Here is a 13807-nt window from a genome sequence, read left to right as displayed (position 1 = left end):
AAATACATGATCTTAAATAGCTTTTTTTCCATTCTGCAATAGCAGTACAGATAGTACCGCCATCCACAGCATGTAGGCGCCGATAGTAAGCCGTTCCGTGAGCCCCAGCCAGGGTGTTGGCTGACCGGCGGCTATCCTGGGAACATCCAGGCCTGCAAGGGCGCCAAATACCAGCAGTAGGATGATCGTGAAGATGGAGTAGTATAGGAAACGCTTTCCAAGTACGGCGGCAGCAGAAACGATCGCCAGCAGCATCAGCATAGTAGTTACTCCGGTGAGGATGATATGCATGGTATCACTGATCGTTGGCGTTTCGATACGCAGATGCATAGGGAAGAACAGCGTGGTGATTAGACCGGTAGCACCGGCTGCAATAATTAGCCCACCGGTAAAGCGCAGGCGTCTTTCAATAATAAATACGGGTAATCCGCTTCCAAACATCACCATCAATATATCAGCGAGCACAAAAAGCGGGACTGCTACCGGTCTTGAGACTGCGTGTATCGCCATTAATTCACTGATGGCCTGTGAACGATAGCTATAACCGCTCCAGCTTGTTCCCGATACTATGTCAGCGCTTATATAAACAAGGGAAGACAGTATGCCACATAAAAATAAGAGCCGTCTCATCAGCTCCTTATTGCAATATCTCTGTAAGCTTGTCCAGCATTTTTCCCCAGGCCGCTTTGGACTGTTCTATAAAATCACTCCACTTACTGGGCATTTCATGAGTAAGGGTGAGCTCGCAGCCGGCAATGATAGGAACGATTTCTATCACCACAACAGATGCTTCGCCGGATGAGTCTTCCATCACCTGCCAGCTAAATACCAGGCGGTCCGGCCGCCTCACTTCCAGGTACTTTCCTGCATGATTAATTTCCTGTCCATCTCTGCGCACGATGTAGGAAAAGCTGCCGCCTTCCCATGGACTATTGGTGAGGCTGACGATCTCTTCCTCCCGCAGCTGCGGACCAAACATAAACTGCCCGATCATATCCGTGTTCAGGAATGCATCGAAAACGCGTTCAGGCGATACGGAGAACAAAGCGGTAACAACAGCGTGTACTGGTAGTTTGTTGGTCATGTCCCTGTTTGATTTATATTCAATATACAAAATTTTCCCTCGTTAAGTAAAAGAGCGCCCCCTGCTTTCCAGGAGGCGCCCTCATTCTTCCTATATCCACGCTGCACACTACTTACCCTCCGCTGCTGCAGCGATTACATCAGCTACTGCAGCAGGCTGTGAAATAAACACGACATGACTGCCTTTTATTTCGGTGATCTTTGCACCTGCACGTTTATACATGTTCCGTTCTATATCCGGGTTGATCGCTTTATCATTCGTAGCAACAATGCCATAGCTGGGCTTGGTTTTCCAGGCGGCCGTTGTCACGGGCGCAGTAAAGCAGCTCACCGCGATAGGGCCCTGGGATGCATACATGAAATCACCTGTTTCTTTAGACAGATCTGCAGCGAAACCTGCATGGAACTTGGCCTTATCAAAGAATACAAGCCCATTCTGATCCGGCTGCAGAATGCCATTCTCAGGCGCCGCCGGCAGTGAGGTAGCCCATTGTACCGTATTCTCTCCGCTATCCGGTGCAAATGCCGCGATATAAACCAGGCCCACTACATTAGGATGCACACCAGCTTCGGTGATAACGGTACCACCCCAGGAATGACCTACTAAAATGGTCGGGCCATCCTGTTTATCCAATATATGTTTTGTGGCCTCCACATCGTCCTGAAGCGAAGTAAGCGGGTTTTGAACGATCGTAACGTTGTATCCCTTTTTGCTAAGTATCCTGTATATTTTCTCGTAACCGGAGCCATCTGCAAATGCTCCGTGAACCAAAACAATGTTCTTTGCCTTTACTTTTTCTTCCGGCTTGCCAGACGCTTTCGCATAGCCGCCTATCGAAAGCATGAAGAGAAACATAGCCACTGAAAAATAAAAGCCGATTCCTTTGTGTGATAATAGTGTCTTCATTTTGACCTGATTTTAAATTTTTGAAATGTTCTAAGCTGAATGCTCACGTCAAAATTAGACCCAGGGTGATGCAGATGGAAGTGCTATGCCGGGAATTGGACAAAACCAGTTCCGAATCCGGCATTTCTTTCCTTAAAGTTTACACTGCGGTACCGGGTGCTGCTAAACGAAAAAAGGGTTGTAAAGATTTACAACCCTTTTTCCCTTCAGGCTTATGCCTTATACAACAGTGATCAATGGTCCGCCATCTCTTGCTGTAAGTTTTCCGATTGCTTGCAGGGGATAGCCTTGTTCCTTCATCTGCTCCTCAAAAGCAGGTGTTGCCTCTTCAGCAACAGCCACCAGTAAGCCCCCGCTGGTTTGCGGATCAGCCAGTATGTATTTTTGTTCGTCTGTTACCGCGCCGATCTTACTGCCATAGCTGTTCCAGTTACGGGTAGTGCCGCCGGGGAAACAGCCCTTTTCAAGATAGTAGGGCAGGGAAGGGATAACAGGCACTTTTTCAAACTCAATTACCGCAGCAAGATCGCTGCCGTCACACATTTCCGAAAGATGTCCCAGCAGGCCGAAACCGGTAACATCGGTCATCGCTTTCACACCAGGCATCGATCCAAACAATTCACCCAGTTTATTTAAGGTGGTCATACTTTTTAAAGCGATCGCCGCATCTTCTTCCAATAACAAACCCCTTTTCTGGGCAGTAGACAAAATACCCACGCCTAATGCCTTGGTTAAATAAAGCCTGCAACCGGCAGTAGCAGTTGAATTCTGTTTCAGGTCTGAGATACTTACCATACCATTCACTGCCAGTCCGAACACGGGCTCGGGGCAATCAATGCTGTGGCCTCCGGCTAAGGTAATGCCCGCTTCTGCGCAAATGGCCCGTGATCCTTCCAGTACTTTTTGCGCCACTTCCGGCGGTAGCTTATCAATGGGCCAGCCCAGTATGGCGATGGCCAGTACCGGTTTCCCACCCATGGCATATACGTCGCTAATGGCATTCGCCGATGCGATCCGCCCGAAATCATAAGCGTCATCTACGATCGGCATAAAGAAATCGGTAGTAGAGATCAGGGCCTGCCCGTTTCCCAGGTCCAGCACCGCGGCATCATCGCGTTTATCGTTACCTACGAGCAGCCGGGCATCAGTTGGATGCATAACAGGGCTATGGAGAATCCTGTCGAGTATGGCCGGGCTGATCTTGCAGCCGCAGCCGGCGCCATGAGAGTATTGCGTCAGTTTAAATGTTGATTCCATCAGGAGATATAAAAGTGATCAATTGTTGCATGTTGGCGGTGATGTCGCTACCCCTCACTTCTATAGGGAAGATCCGCTCAGGTGGCCGGTTGCTGAGGCCTGTCCGGTAGGTTTTATCATAATACACCAGTACGATCCTGATAAAATCTTCCATACGGTTTTCACGGATAGCTGCCACCGCATTTTTAGTTTGTTCAGGGCCAAGGCGCTTGCGGATGCGTTCTGTACATGCTACTAAAAAGTCCTTATCCAGCGCGCCATACTCCTGCACTAAAGTAGCTACCCGCTGTTCCAGCGGAACCTTAAGGTCAAAGAGCGTAGCCTCCCGCATCTGGCGCCAGAAAGGATTGGGAATGGAGCATCTGCCAATGTTCAGGCTTTCATCTTCCACCCATATTTCATGCGTAGGGTCCAGGTCTTTTAAACGCTCGGCAAGATTGTTCTCAAATTGTTCCTGGCTGGGTTGCACCAGCTTATTCATGCTGCCGTAAGAAGAGCCCTGGTGTTGGGCCAGATCTTCCAGGTCGATCACCTGCCGTCCTGCTGTCATCATCTGCTGCAGCAGCCTTGTTTTCCCCGAGCCGGTCATACCCCCTAGTATCCGCAGCTGATAATGCAGCTCAAATTGCTGACGCACCCATTTGCGGTAGCTTTTATAACCGCCCTGGATAACATAGACCTCAAATCCATACAGTCCGAGGGCCCAGGCCATTGCACCACTGCGCATGCCGCCCCGCCAGCAATGAACACCGATCTTTTTATCCGGTGCAATCTCCAGAGACCTTTTAATAAACCCCGACCATTTCGGTCCGGTCAAATCAAAACCCAGCAGGATCGCCTCCTCTCTTCCCGTCTGCTTATACGTAGTGCCAACCTTCACCCGTTCTTCATTGCTGAATAAGGGTACATTAAAAGCCCCGGGAACATGCCCCTGTTCAAACTCAGCAGGTGTACGCACATCAATTAAGGGAACCGGTACAGGCAGCTTTATGAAATCGGCTATGGTCGTTTGTCGTATCATGAAGTGGCGAAGATACGTAATTGGTAAGGTTTTTATATTCGATGGCAACATTGAGCTGACAGCTATTTTATAATATAGCAGGGATATCTATAAATTATAGGGAATTGTTACTGATTGATTAACAGTTTATTAACGAACAGCGCCGCAACTATCAAATACCTTTGTTCACAGAAGATACAGGGATTGTCATCTGAAAAATTTGCAGTCACAGCCAGGGTCCCCAAAAAACAGATACTGTATCTCCTATGCCACTACAGCATGTAGTATCACCTCAAAAATTACTGCAATGCAAACCAAACATTTTTACCTGCTTGCTATTGTATTAATGCTCTCCCCAAGGCTCCACGCGCAATTTTCCAAAGTGCTTAAAGATGCCAATGATGCGCTGAGAACCGGCACAGAAACCATGCGGAACATCGGAGGGTTTATAGACGCCACCAAAAGAACAACAGACCAGTTCAACAAAAACGTAAAAGTGGTGAACAGCAGAACGCCACAACCCAATGTGTCTGGCGACCAGGTGACAAAACCGAAGTACAAAAAAGGAGATTTTACTAATTTCAAATGGGAGCCGGTGGCCTACTTCGACGGACAAATATTCCCGTCAATGGTGATAAGTATGGCCGATTATAAAGGGAGCATCGACAACGCATTTATGAATTCCGTCAAGAGCAGCGCATTAGGGTTCAGGTTCATTAGCAACAGCTCCTACATTCCTTTAAAATGGGAAATAGAAAGTGTTGATAAAAGTTATTTCGACAAGGTAAGCGGCGACTTTATGTCTCAGCAGGCAGGCCAGGAAGTCTATTTTATGCCGGACATTCCATGGAATATTTCAACATTGGCCAAACAGGTGTCGAGCTCTCCGATCAATATCATATTCCGGATCTACGACCAGGACGGCAATAAAGTGGAAAGATCTGTTCCGCTGTTTATGCGCAGCATTAATGACTGTATTTACCGCTATCACGAGCAGAAATTCGACTTCCTGTTTACTGCCTTCATCCAGGAACAACATCCTGAAATTGATAAGATCCTGAAAGAAGCCCTGAATACAAAGCTGATATCCTCTGTAAGCGGCTACCAGGGAGATGAGGTCAACACCATTCTGCAGGTCGCTGCCATCTGGAAAGTATTGCACGATAGAGGTTTCCAGTATAGCAGTATCACTACTACTTCCACCAACAGCACCAATGCATTGGTCAGCCAGGCCGTCCGCACCTTTGACAATTCCATGAAAACAAACCAGGCCAATTGCGTGGATGGAACCGTGGTATTTGCCTCCCTCTTGAGGGCGATCAATATATCAACGGTGATGGTACTGACACACAACCACTGCTTCCTCGGATTTTATACCAGTAAAAAAAGAGATAAGATCGTTTACCTGGAAACAACCATGCTATCCAACTCCGATATCATTGACCAGGCCAAGTCGCCCGCGAAAAAGAATACTGCTTATGTAGAACAGTTTATGCAGGCGGTTAAATATGCCACTAATAAAGAGTACCCGGAATATAAGGCAGCTAACGATGTGGAAGAGATTGATGTTGATTATTACAGGGGATTTGTAAGGCCGCTGCCTTTTCAGTAAGGTTTGCACCAGGTAGCAACCGGCTATTGAAAATAGTTGTAAATTCAGGATACAATAGCCTGAAACTGCCATGAAACCTTTACGCTTGCCCCTGTCGGCCCTGATATGTATCTTTATTGCTCATATCGCCTTTGCACAGCAAAACATCTTTGATACCCACGTCCACCTCTGGGAAGGCGAGCAATCCTATAATAAATACATCTCCGGGCTTGACTCCACCCACCAGCAGGTAACTAAATTCGCCGCGATCCTGATCGCGCGGAAAGGTGAGCCGGAACGAACAAAACAAAAAAATGATGAGCTGATCGCCCTATCCCATAAATATCAAAAGCTCGTGCCCATATGTTCCGTACATCCTTTGGATGGCGATACCGCCGTACAGGAATTGAAAAGGCTGGCCACTCAGGGTGTGACTGTCATTAAATTACACCCGCATACACAACAATTCGATGTAACAGACCAGCGGGTGCTTAACCTCTGCCGCCAGGCCGGAGACTTAGGAATAGCTATTCTGATGGATAATGCCGCTATTAAACCTGGAGACTGCGAGAACCTCTTTGATCTGGCCGTGAAATGCCCTAAAACAAAATTTATTTTTGCCCACCTGGGTGGACTGAACTTCCGCTTCTGGAACATCATTCCGGTGGCACGCACGGCAAAGGGCTTCTTTGAGGACAACATCTATTTTGATATCTCTGCTATGGTAACCATTGTGGCGGATTCCCCCCTGGAAGAAGAATTTATCTGGACGATCAAAAATGTTGGTATCGACAGGGTGTTCCTGGGTTCAGACTTCCCGCAGATCACGCTAAAGCAGGCGGTAGACGCGCTGGAGCGCTTAAATTTAACAGAAAGCGAAAAGAACAAGATCCGTTACGAGAATGCCAACAAGTTCTTTGTTAAACAATAGGCGTTCCTGATAATATATTGATGCTTGTTTGCCCCGGTAGCAATCTGAAAACCGGGATATTAATGTTATATTTCTTGCATAGGGTTTTTATACTATCATCGATCTGCTCACTCGAATACCTTGAAGAAAAATGCCCGAGGATCAGGCAGTCAAGATTAATTTCTGAAACCGATCTTAATACATCTTTAAGCGTGCTATGCTTGTTGCCGTGTGCGTGAATATGCTTGTCTTCATCACCTCCCAGGAAAGTTGCTTCATGAATTAAGATCTTGGAATTGTTCCAGTATTCAAAGTTTTCAGAAGGCGTATCGCCACTGTAAGACAACTGTATTGTTTCTACATTGGTATAAGTAGCTTCCTTCCCCAGCGTTTCAATCGCGTTTTTAATTTCAGCGGGCGGCAGCGAAAGGTATGCAGGTTTTAGTTTGTTTTTTACACTGACCACTTTATATCCCAGGCTTTTGAAAACATTTTCGTCAGTGGGCACATGATTGTTCTTCAATGCCTGCACATAGGTATCCTTTTTTACCCACACTTTGTCACCGTCAATTAAAGGCTTCCAAAGGGCGGCACTTACATGCGGATCAAATTTTATAGAGAAATCCCGGAGCGCCGGGAAGGAACCACTGTCTCTTGGATAATGAATGACAGGCGCTCCTTCTCTTGCATTCAACTGGTTGAACTGCAAAAGCCCTGTCAGGTGGTCTCTGTCAGCATGTGAAATAAATACATGGTCGATCTTTCTGCTCTTTTGTAATAAAGCAGCGGTCAGACCATCGCCGCAGTCAAACAATAAGCCCAGTTCTTCAACAAAATACCAGCTGGAAAATAATGCCGTTGAATAGCCCGATATTGTCATAAAGTAGTTGTCCCTGATTAATATAAATGACTATGTTATCTCCAAAAATAAAAAGAAATATCGGACGTATTACTCCTTTGGGTGTGATATGGTTGAGCTGGATGTACTATTTTCTGATCTGGCACAATTTTGTTACTGCATTCAGCAACTTATATTGCCCATGCGCACCGTACTGAAAGAGATCGCGTTTTTCCGGCTGCACAGCTATTCCATGCGCATATTGTTGCTCACGAATATGATATATGCTTTAGTGCTGCCTGTCATCGAGCTTTTTATAGGCGCTTATATCATACGCAATTCCTCGGATTTCAGCCTTGTAATGGTATTTCAGCTGGCGCAGAGTACCGGTATTCCCCTTACCTTCATGATCAATGGCTTCCTGCTGAAGCGTTTCCCGGTATCCCGCCTGTATGCCGCGGGTATGTTCTTAAGCGCCATCTCTATGGCCACCATGATGTTCCAGCAGCAGCTGCAGGTTATCGGTGTATCCGTTGCCGGCTTTATCATGGGAATATCCTATGGCTTTTTCTGGGCCAATCGTGTCTTTCTTACCCTTACTACCACCAAAGATGAGGATCGGAATTACTATTACGGACTGGAAACTTTCTTTAACACCTTGTCGTTTATAATAATGCCTTCTCTCGCCGGTTCTTTCATTGCAGCTTCCCGTCATAACTCCTGGTTCAATGGCCATATCAATACCGCCTACTATGTGCTGACCGGTGTTGTTTTTTTGCTGACCATTGCGGCGTCCTGGCTCGCCCAGCGGGGAGGTTTTCATAATCCTCCTCCAGAGCGCTTCCTGTTCAAAACCTTTCACCCCTTATGGATGAAGATGCTGCGGATGGCCACGCTGAAAGGTATTGCGCAGGGCTACATTATTACAGCGCCGGTTATGCTGGTGATGAAACTGGTAGGGGAGGAAGGGGCGCTTGGTATGATACAATCCACCGGGGCCTTACTTTCTGCAGTGCTGTTATATACATTGGGCAGAACCACCGGCGCGCAGCACAGGATCGGGATCTATGCAGCCGGCTTGTCTTTATTCGTAATGGGCGCTGCCGCAAATGCAGCTTTATATTCCGCAACAGGCGCGATCATATTTATCGCCTGCCTGGTTTTTGCCCGGCCTTTGCTGGATCTGGCTTATTTCCCGCTGCAGCTGAGCGTAATTGAGTGGGTGTCGGCCAAAGAAAAGCGTAACCAGTTTGCGTATATCTTCAGCCATGAGCTGGGAATTTATATCGGCCGTCTCTTCGGCTGCAGCCTTTTCATATTGCTGGCCCGCTACATCGGTGAAGATGTGGCCTTACGATATGCTTTGCTGGTGATAGCGCTCATACAATCCGCTGCCATTTGGGTGGCGAGGTCTATTAAGAAAGATAAGGCCTGGAAAGAACCGGTAGTCGATAGCCAGGCGGCACTGGATAAATTAAAGGAACCGATTGAGCTGTAAGGTGACGATCAGATATTGTTAACCAGTTGCAGCAGTTCCTGCATGTTCTTATTCTCCAGGTCTCTGACAGTCGCAATTACCCGGTCTTTCTGATCTTCAGGGATACTATCTCCCGTCAGTTTCCTGAATTTAGCGATTACCTGTTCCCAGCTGAAGGGCCGTGTATGAAACCCGGGATAATCATCCATTTCGCAGGAAATTTTGTTGCCATCATTAAAAACGATCTCTACCTTGCTTCTCACCTTTTCCGGGTAGGGCGCTGTATAGGGATCGATCTTTTCGGCCAGTTTCAATGGTTTATGGATCGGCAACCCGGTGTGTACATGCACCTTCTGCAGCAGCTCCTGCACATCCCGTTGCCTGATGCGGTCGGGTTCAAATTGTGCCGGGTAGATCTCCCCATCCAGCAGCAGCACCGCTACCAGGTAAAAGAGACTATGATCTGCCTGCTCTTTGGTATCTACCGTCTTACGGTTGCCGTAAGAGCCTGAGCCAATAATGTTATAACTGGTAAGAAAAGTGGCCACGTCTATTTTCTCTATATCTTCAACCCGGAACTGATGCTTCCGCTGCAGTTCTTTCACTGCTTCAAGTGTTGACTGACTGTGCACTTCTGCGTTATAGGTTTTGAGCACGCATTTAGGAATAAGGCTAAAGTCCTCCTGTTCCCATTCGTACTCCAGTTTCATCCCGAATATTTCTTTAAAGCCTTTGGGCCCTTCAAACAGTGCGAGTGGTCCTGTTAGTCCTTCCTTCGCCAGCAGGGCAATGTTGGTGCAGTTAAGCGCATCAAAACAGGATGCAAAGCCTTTCCATTCGAAGGTATAGGATGCGCGGCTGCTGGCCAGGGGAGAAATGGAGCAACCTGCTATCGCCAGGGCATGGGCCGTTTGCTCCACAGTCAGGTGCAGTAATTGTGCAAGTCCTGCTACGATAGAGTAAGACAGCACGAGCGTATGGTCAATACCTTCTGTCATAACGGGTATTTCTTCTACCAGCCTGCATTGTAATTGATAGCTGGTGGCCATCGCACGTAAAAAGTCTTTCCCACTTGTTGCTTGATACTGGGAGGCTGCGAACAGCGCGCCAATGTTATCACATGGATGGCAGGTAGATTCCTTCCCAAGAAAGTTGTCCATGAAATCGGGATACCGGATGAGCGCTGTATACAGTTGTGCAGCACGGTCCAGGGGCAGCTGTTTAAGCAAAGGCACTTCGCAGGCGCCGCCTTCCGCCAGTTGCTGCATCTGTTTTACAAGTTTCCCGATGGCGGGTTTGCGCGCAGCATGGAAAAGAGAACCAAGGGAATCCAACAAATGACGCTTCAGCTGGTCAATGTTTTCCATGCCAATATGTTCATACTGCACACGATGGGCAAACTGTGCAATTTTAACGGTCTGTAAGGTCTGGTCCATAATGATTTGGACATTAAAACCATGCCATTAATAACATGATCTCAACAAAGTTCCGCTATCCCGGTTGTAAGTAGATGAAATGTCAACTATAAAAACAAAGCACATGAAAAAAATTATCAAAGCTGCTGCCGTACAGATCAGCCCCGTACTCTACAGTCGGCAGGGTACTGTAGACAAAGTCATTAAAAAGATCCGTGAGCTGGGTACACAGGGTGTACAGTTCGCCACTTTCCCCGAAACGGTTATTCCTTACTATCCTTATTTCTCCTTTATACAGGCGCCCTTCCAGCAGGCAAAAGAACACCTTCGCCTGCTGGAAGAATCAGTGACCGTACCCTCCGCCGAAACCCAGGCCATCGGCGAGGCCGCAAGAGAAGCCAATATGGTGGTATCCATCGGCGTTAATGAACGCGATGGTGGCACCATTTATAATACACAGCTGCTCTTCAATGCAGATGGCATGCTGATCCAGCGCCGCCGTAAGCTGATGCCTACTTATTGTGAAAAGATGGTCTGGGGACAGGGAGATGCCTCCGGCCTGCGTGCCATTGACAGCGCCGTTGGGCGCATCGGGCAGCTGGCCTGCTGGGAACATTATATGCCCCTGGCCCGTTATGCCCTGATGGCCGAGGGCGAACAGATCCACTCTGCCATGTACCCCGGGTCTATCTTCGGGCCGCTGTTCTCAGAGCAAACAGAAGCCAATGCCCGTCAGCACGCATTGGAATCAGGCGCCTTTGTTGTAGTGGCTACCGCCTGGCTGGATGCTGATCAGCAGGCACAGATCTCGGAAGATACGGGTGGCCCCATAGGCCCGATCTCAGGGGGACATTTTACTGCTATCGTGAGCCCCCTTGGCCAGATCATTGCCGGGCCCCTCAGGGAGGGTGAAGGTGAAGTGATCGCCGACCTGGACTTTTCACTGATCGATGTCCGTAAACGGCTGATGGACTCCCGTGGCCATTACAGCCGTCCTGAGCTGCTTAGCCTCCTGATTGACCGCAGGCCCGCATCACATGTACATGATCGCTCCGTAGTTCCGGAGATAGAAAGCATGTATGCCGATGGAGAAGCGCTGGAGGATTACGGCCCCATACTTTAAGTGCCCGCTTTGTTTTCTTACCTTTAGCGTCTTAGATCATAAACGATAATGGCGATCACCTATCGCAGCAATCCGCTGTTAAAAACAATTATTAAGGACGCTGATTGGAAAGGCACACCGGTAGACCGGCAGGGGAGGTTTATGAACCTCAGTCATCCTTACGCAGCCAACTTCGTTGAAGTGCTCCGCTGGAAGATGAAGACCAACCCCTTTGAACAGGAGAAGAAAGCCGATCAATGGCAGCTGCAGGTATATAAAGATGATACCTGGCTGGATGGGGAGGAAGACCTGGTCGTTTGGTTCGGGCACGCCAGCTTCTATATTCGTATAGCCGGTATCCGCCTGATGATAGACCCGGTATTCGGTGATATCCCGTTTTATCACCGCAAGTCTGCATTGCCGTTAAATCCCGAGCGGATCCGTAAGCTGGATTACCTGCTCCTGTCACATGATCATCGTGACCATTGCGACAAAGCCAGCCTGCAGCTGCTGGCCCGTAACAATCCCGCTATGAAATATCTCTGCGGGCTGGAGATGGACCAGCTGGTACGTGGCATCACGCATTCGGGCAACATTGAAACAGCGGGCTGGTATCAGCAATTCAACACAGATCACCAGGCGATCAGCATTACATTCGTTCCCTCCCAGCACTGGGCTAAGCGCGGCGTCTTTGATACCAACAAACGTTTATGGGGAGGCTTCGTGATAGAGGCCAACGGTAAACGCATCTATTTCGGCGGGGATGGCGGTTATGCTGCGCATTACAAACAATTGCAGCAGCTGTACGGCAGTTTTGATTATGCTATACTGGGCATTGGCGCTTATGAGCCGGTCTGGTTCATGCACCTGATCCATCAATCCCCGGAACAGGCTTTAAAAGCCTGGAAGGACCTGCATGCACAATACCTGGTCCCCATGCATTATGGGACGTTCGATCTTTCAGACGAGCCACTGGGTGCGCCCTTAAGAGAGCTGTCCAGGATAGCGGCAAAGGAAGGTCTTAACGATAAAATAATGGCCCTGTCTCCCGGAAAACCGCTGTATATTTAACCCATGTCATCAAGGAATATTATCGTTAAGGATCTGGCAGAGCTATACGACCTCATGGGGCTTCCCCATGAAGTGATAGACACCACTTCCGGGTTCACCATTCATAACCTCCAGGATATATTCAAAGAGTTCCCCGTTTCATCTGTTCCCTACCGGCCTAATTTTTTCAGCTTCCTTTTTGTAAAGCATGCATTTGGCAGGTATACCATAGACGACCAGAAGTTCACCATAGAACCCTGGACCGTTTATTTTACCAACCCGGGCAACTACCGCGATTTTGAATGGCATCAGATCACCGACGCCTGCCTGATCGTTTTCAACGAGTCTTTCCTCAAAGAACAGGTACACGCTGATATTTACCGTGAGTTCTCTTTCCTGCTGACCGAGATCGTTGAACCGCGGATCCTGCGGCCGGAGCAGTTCGCCGTCATGGAGGAGCTGTACCGCTTTCTCTTCAAAGAACATCGCGGCGACTCTCCCTATAAATTCAAGATCATCGGCAGCGCTTTAGTGACGCTCCTGCTGAAGATCAAGGAATATTTTTTCCAGGAATACAATCCTATTTATGAAGGCAACCGCAGCTCGCAGATCGTGAAAACTTTCAGAAGGAACCTGGAGCAGCATGTACGGGAATTGGTCAGCGGTAAAGTTGATACCCAGTTAAGGGTGCAGGACTACGCCGATAAACAATCCCTCCATGCCAGTTATCTTTCCAGTGTGATCAGCAGTAAAACCGGCAAGACCATCGTTGCCTGGATAGCCGATAAAATGGTAGCAGAAGCGAAGGTGATGCTGCACAACCCCGACCTTAGCATTAAAGAGATCGCATTGAGGCTCGGTTTCCTGGAAACCTCGCATTTCAGCAATTATTTTAAGAAACATGCGGGTCTGAGCCCCGTAGAATATCGGAAGTCGGCTTAATCGGTCCCCGGAAGTTTTAGTGCTCTCGCCGGCTTTTTTTATACGTACACGGAATTATTTACCTCTTTTCAGGAGATATTAATTAGCTTGGCCGAAATAACCAATGGGTTACCTGTGAAAACTGCACCCCATTTATTCTGAGTATTTATTCTGTTGTTTTAACCTGGACAGTATTTTTATTGAACCTACCTTTTCGCAACGGCATTCCGCTGTGCAGCTTTGTGTTGCCTGGCAG

13 protein-coding genes are annotated in these 13807 nt (G+C 48.1%); 6 read left to right on the top strand and 7 right to left on the bottom strand.

Going from position 1 to position 13807, the window contains the following annotated elements:
- Nucleotides 1-12 precede the first annotated feature (12 nt).
- From ACR9Y8_RS03185 to mnmH, 5 genes are all read right to left on the bottom strand, one after another.
- A complete protein-coding gene (locus tag ACR9Y8_RS03185) occupies nucleotides 13-630 on the bottom strand; it encodes a DUF998 domain-containing protein (protein WP_481211783.1) in 618 nt (205 codons plus the stop codon).
- Between the two features lie 7 nt (nucleotides 631-637).
- Nucleotides 638-1084, bottom strand: a complete 447-nt coding sequence (locus ACR9Y8_RS03180) for an SRPBCC family protein (RefSeq protein ID WP_481211782.1) — start codon at nucleotides 1082-1084, stop codon at nucleotides 638-640.
- Between the two features lie 108 nt (nucleotides 1085-1192).
- On the bottom strand, nucleotides 1193-1990 hold the full coding sequence (locus ACR9Y8_RS03175; protein ID WP_481211781.1) for an alpha/beta hydrolase: 798 nt from the start codon (nucleotides 1988-1990) through the stop codon (nucleotides 1193-1195).
- Between the two features lie 219 nt (nucleotides 1991-2209).
- Nucleotides 2210-3247 carry a selenide, water dikinase SelD gene (gene selD, locus ACR9Y8_RS03170; protein ID WP_481211780.1) on the bottom strand — a complete coding sequence of 346 codons (1038 nt, stop codon included), beginning with the start codon at nucleotides 3245-3247 and terminating at the stop codon, nucleotides 2210-2212.
- Entirely contained in the window at nucleotides 3231-4268 is a 1038-nt protein-coding gene (gene mnmH, locus ACR9Y8_RS03165) for a tRNA 2-selenouridine(34) synthase MnmH (protein ID WP_481211779.1), read from the bottom strand. The genes selD and mnmH overlap by 17 nt, the downstream gene beginning before the upstream one ends.
- Before the next feature lie 286 nt (nucleotides 4269-4554).
- Here mnmH and ACR9Y8_RS03160 point away from each other — a divergent pair, with 286 nt between their 5' ends.
- Nucleotides 4555-5859 (top strand): hypothetical protein, encoded by a 1305-nt coding sequence (locus ACR9Y8_RS03160; protein WP_481211778.1) that lies wholly within the window; start codon nucleotides 4555-4557, stop codon nucleotides 5857-5859.
- Between the two features lie 70 nt (nucleotides 5860-5929).
- The gene (locus ACR9Y8_RS03155) at nucleotides 5930-6769 is read left to right on the top strand and encodes an amidohydrolase family protein (RefSeq protein ID WP_481211777.1); all 840 of its coding nucleotides are present in this window, start codon (nucleotides 5930-5932) and stop codon (nucleotides 6767-6769) included.
- Here the strand turns inward: ACR9Y8_RS03155 and ACR9Y8_RS03150 are convergent.
- Nucleotides 6759-7628 carry an MBL fold metallo-hydrolase gene (locus ACR9Y8_RS03150; protein WP_481211776.1) on the bottom strand — a complete coding sequence of 290 codons (870 nt, stop codon included), beginning with the start codon at nucleotides 7626-7628 and terminating at the stop codon, nucleotides 6759-6761. The two genes, ACR9Y8_RS03155 and ACR9Y8_RS03150, sit on opposite strands and share 11 nt — an antisense overlap.
- A gap of 160 nt (nucleotides 7629-7788) precedes the next feature.
- Between ACR9Y8_RS03150 and ACR9Y8_RS03145 the strand changes: the two genes are divergently transcribed.
- On the top strand, nucleotides 7789-9084 hold the full coding sequence (locus ACR9Y8_RS03145) for an MFS transporter (RefSeq protein ID WP_481211775.1): 1296 nt from the start codon (nucleotides 7789-7791) through the stop codon (nucleotides 9082-9084).
- 8 nt (nucleotides 9085-9092) lie between these two features.
- On the opposite strand, the gene ACR9Y8_RS03140 is transcribed toward ACR9Y8_RS03145, so the two are convergent.
- On the bottom strand, nucleotides 9093-10499 hold the full coding sequence (locus tag ACR9Y8_RS03140) for an MmgE/PrpD family protein (RefSeq protein ID WP_481211774.1): 1407 nt from the start codon (nucleotides 10497-10499) through the stop codon (nucleotides 9093-9095).
- 103 nt (nucleotides 10500-10602) lie between these two features.
- Between ACR9Y8_RS03140 and ACR9Y8_RS03135 the strand changes: the two genes are divergently transcribed.
- Genes ACR9Y8_RS03135 through ACR9Y8_RS03125 form a run of 3 tightly spaced genes read left to right on the top strand, consistent with a single transcriptional unit; the run spans nucleotide 10603 to nucleotide 13572 of the window.
- Complete coding sequence (locus ACR9Y8_RS03135; protein WP_481211773.1) at nucleotides 10603-11601, top strand: nitrilase-related carbon-nitrogen hydrolase; 999 nt, start codon at nucleotides 10603-10605, stop codon at nucleotides 11599-11601.
- A gap of 48 nt (nucleotides 11602-11649) precedes the next feature.
- Entirely contained in the window at nucleotides 11650-12651 is a 1002-nt protein-coding gene (locus ACR9Y8_RS03130) for an MBL fold metallo-hydrolase (protein WP_481211772.1), read from the top strand.
- A gap of 3 nt (nucleotides 12652-12654) precedes the next feature.
- On the top strand, nucleotides 12655-13572 hold the full coding sequence (locus ACR9Y8_RS03125; protein ID WP_481211771.1) for a helix-turn-helix domain-containing protein: 918 nt from the start codon (nucleotides 12655-12657) through the stop codon (nucleotides 13570-13572).
- Nucleotides 13573-13807 lie beyond the last annotated feature (235 nt).

The sequence above is a fragment of the Chitinophaga sp. SVR4-12A genome, from assembly GCF_056754765.1.
This window is presented reverse-complemented; position numbering and strand designations above follow the sequence as displayed.